At 36.6% G+C, this 3,324-nt stretch carries 1 protein-coding gene; it reads right to left on the reverse strand.

Translation table 11 applies throughout. The features are described 5' to 3' along the window. Positions 1–375 precede the first annotated feature (375 nt). On the reverse strand, positions 376–3,165 hold the full coding sequence (locus BFL01S_RS19255; protein WP_061786680.1) for a dynamin family protein: 2,790 nt from the start codon (positions 3,163–3,165) through the stop codon (positions 376–378). Between the last annotated feature and the right edge of the window lie 159 nt (positions 3,166–3,324).

The raw sequence follows: 3,324 nt of genomic DNA on the forward strand, positions 1-3,324 counted from the left end.
TTATGCAGTTATTTTTTAACAATAATAAATAGTTAGGTCAGTAAGAAGGAATTCCTTAGTTCAACTCTCTTTCTAAACAATAAAAGATATACACATAACTTACTAACATGTATGTGGATAATGTGTATAAGTCGTTAATAACTGTATTTAACAATCGTTATGACCTGGTATAACAATGTGAATATTTTATAGGAATTTTCAGAATTATTGTTGATAATGTGTATAACTCTGTTAATATCCTTATTTTGTATGCGCTTTCATTAAAAACTTGTTGTGGATAACTCTTCTGCTCCGCACCTTTCCTATCACTATTTTTTTACTTTTTTACAATACTATGAACTGCATAATAAAAAGACAGGTTTCCCTGCCTTTTTGTTATGAATATGACTCAGAGTGATCAACACTTGTTGACTTAATTTCTTCATACGTCACGCTTTCTTCTGCTTGTAGCATAATTTCATATTGGCGAAGACGTAATTGGAATACAGAAAGTGGATCACTATATACCGTCAGGCTTTCCTTCATCTCATTAAGTGCATTCTTACTGCGCTCAATTGTTTCATGAGACTCTTCAACTGCTCCGTGCAGCTCTTGAATAGGTGGCTCAAAAAAGAGATGAATATCCACTTCTAGAGACTTCTCAAACAAATCAAATTGTAGAAAGAACTTATTTAGCACAGATGCCGTAACATCTTCATACTCTTCATTTTCAATATATTTTTTATATTGATTATAAAGCATCGTTTTATTTTGCGAGAACGAGCCAAAAATCTTTCCTGCGCTTTTTAAAAGAATTTGCGCTGGATTCACACGTAAAAAGATGTTTTCTTCTTCTAACTGCATGCGCGTTGTCATTCGGTTAATATCACGTTTCCAATCATCCAGTACTTTAAAATCACACTGGAGCATAAAACGCTCTTTTTCATACATTTCATTAAAGCTATTGCCCATATCTTCAATATAAGATTGCATGTCAGTAAAGTGGTCGTTGCACTGTTTCATCCAGTCATGCAGGGACGCTCGAAATTCTGGTAAAAGGTCTTTTTCAATATACTCTTGAATTTTCTCGTTCATCTTTTTGTTTAATTCCAGGTGGATTCGACGGAAATCACTCTCTTCATTTAGCATGCTAGAACATTCACGCAGAAGCTTAGGAAGATTTTTCGTTAACGCTTGCTTCATTTGATCTTTAATACCTTGATACACGTTTACAAGCTCATGAACCGCTTCGCTTTCTTTATCCTCTAGCGTATTAATAAAGCCGTTCACACGCACAAGCATATCTTCATTCCAATGAATAGCTTGTACGTATCCACTCTCTTGCTCCGCACGCTGTTTTAATAAATCCGAAAGCGTTTTGCGAATAAACGTTAATAAACTGCTAATGCGACGTTCACGGTTATTTTGTAGACTAGTGAAGTGGAAGTTTTCTTTCATAAATCGAGCTATGCTACCTCTCTCATCCAGCTCATATACCGAAGCATATGGTAAAATGCTCGCTTTTGGAAAATCAGCGTGAATATAAGCTGACGTTTCTTCGATAAAACGTTCCATTTCCCGCTCATCTTCTAGCGCATTCACTTTATTTAAAACGAAGTGAATAGGAAGCTCTGGCGCTTGCTTCTTCACAAGCAGCAACATATTTCGCTCTTTTTCTGTAAACGGCTGATTTGCATCAAGTACAAATAGTAGTCCGTCTGCAATAGGAAGATACTCAAACATATACTCAGCTTCATCCATTTGTCCGTGAAAGCCTGGAATATCAATGAGACCGTAGTGTTGATCTTGTAAAAAACGATTTGGCACTCGAACTTCTAAGCACGTATCAGCTTCGCTTACTTCTTTTAATTTACTAAAAGAATGCCATTCTGTACTCGTATTCATTTCTTTTGACGAACGTTGATTCACTTTAAATTCTTCATCATGGAAGACTAGGATTGGTACGTTATTTCCACCTGCTATATGCTCGTTTAATACAGCATTAACAATTGAGGCTTTATCGCTTTGCATCGCACCCGCTACCATAACATATTTCGTTTTTAAATCTGCAAATGAACTAGCTAACCAGTTAAACTTATAGCCAACTTCAAGCCCATGGTGCCTTCCCCATTTTGTAATATTTTCACCAAGCTCAAGAAAATACGTTAAGCCATCTATATCACTTGATGACTCAAAAATGAGACGCTCTGCTTCTTGTAAGGCAGGTGAAGCAATCGAAGATGTAAACTGCTCATTCCATGCCAAAATAGCTGCTGAAGGAAATAACGAGCGGGCTTGGCTCGTAACTTTTAGCCAGTTAGCAAGCAAGTGTGGCACAACATCGTGAAGGTCACGCATTGTATACTGACCGTTAATGAGCTCTACGTACGTCTCTTCATATAAGCGAGAGATTTCTTGCCAGTATTCATATAGACCTACTTCTACATTTAAAAAGATATTATTAATGGTTTTAACCCACGCTAAGTGTGAATCTTGACCAACGTAACTCTTCCAAAGTGCACAGACAAGCTGCTTAAAGTGTAGCTGATCAACTTTATAGAAGGTAATAAGTACCTGATAAAAATAATCAGGTGCGAATGATTTTGTATAGCCTTTATCTACATATTTCTTTAATGTATCAAACCACTTTAATGACTCAGTGCGAATCGCTTCGTCCACAGCTAGCTCTACGGCACTTTTCCAGTCGCTCTGCTCTTCGTAAAACTCTCTTGCTAACAGCGTAACGTTCGGGTAGCTAGGCTGAAATGATACAAGGTTCTTAATCACTTCATAGGAGCGCTCGGAATTTTGCTGTTCTTTATATAATGAAAATAGCTTTAAGCCAACTTCCGCTGTGAGCGTGCTAGATTCCGAGTCGATAGCGGTATACATCTCCTCGGCAATTGATAGCAGTCCCAGCTCATAATAAGCATCTCCGATATTTTTCTTTGCCCAAAGCTCAAGCTCTCCATTTACGTTTTCCCACTTATAAATAGCTGCTTCAAAGTCTTTGTTATGGAAATAAATTTCCCCTTGTGAAAAACGAATAAATGATAGTTCATAAACCTCTTGCTTTTGTTCTTCCAAAAGCGCTTCACCTAACGCCATAATTGGATTAGATAAATTTTCTTCTGAAAGCAAGGTTTCATAGTACTCCTTTTGAATTAAATGCCTTTCAATTGTCATTCATCTATTCCTCCATCTATGTATAGAAATTCAACATTTTCAATGATCTCTTCCTATTATTTTAACAGAAATCTCCGGAAGAAAAATTTCATTTGCATGTCAATTGCTGAATCGCAACCTTTTCCCTAATTAATCTATCAACCTGACAATTTAAAAAAA

Origin of the sequence: Priestia flexa NBRC 15715 (assembly GCF_001591565.1) — a bacterium.
In the GTDB taxonomy this organism is placed as follows: Bacteria; Bacillota; Bacilli; order Bacillales; family Bacillaceae_H; genus Priestia; species Priestia flexa.

Bases quoted from the DNA above. Each gene is read 5' to 3' on its own strand.
- BFL01S_RS19255 (WP_061786680.1), bottom strand. From the start codon at position 3,165: ATGACAATTGAAAGGCATTTAATTCAAAAGGAGTACTATGAAACCTTG.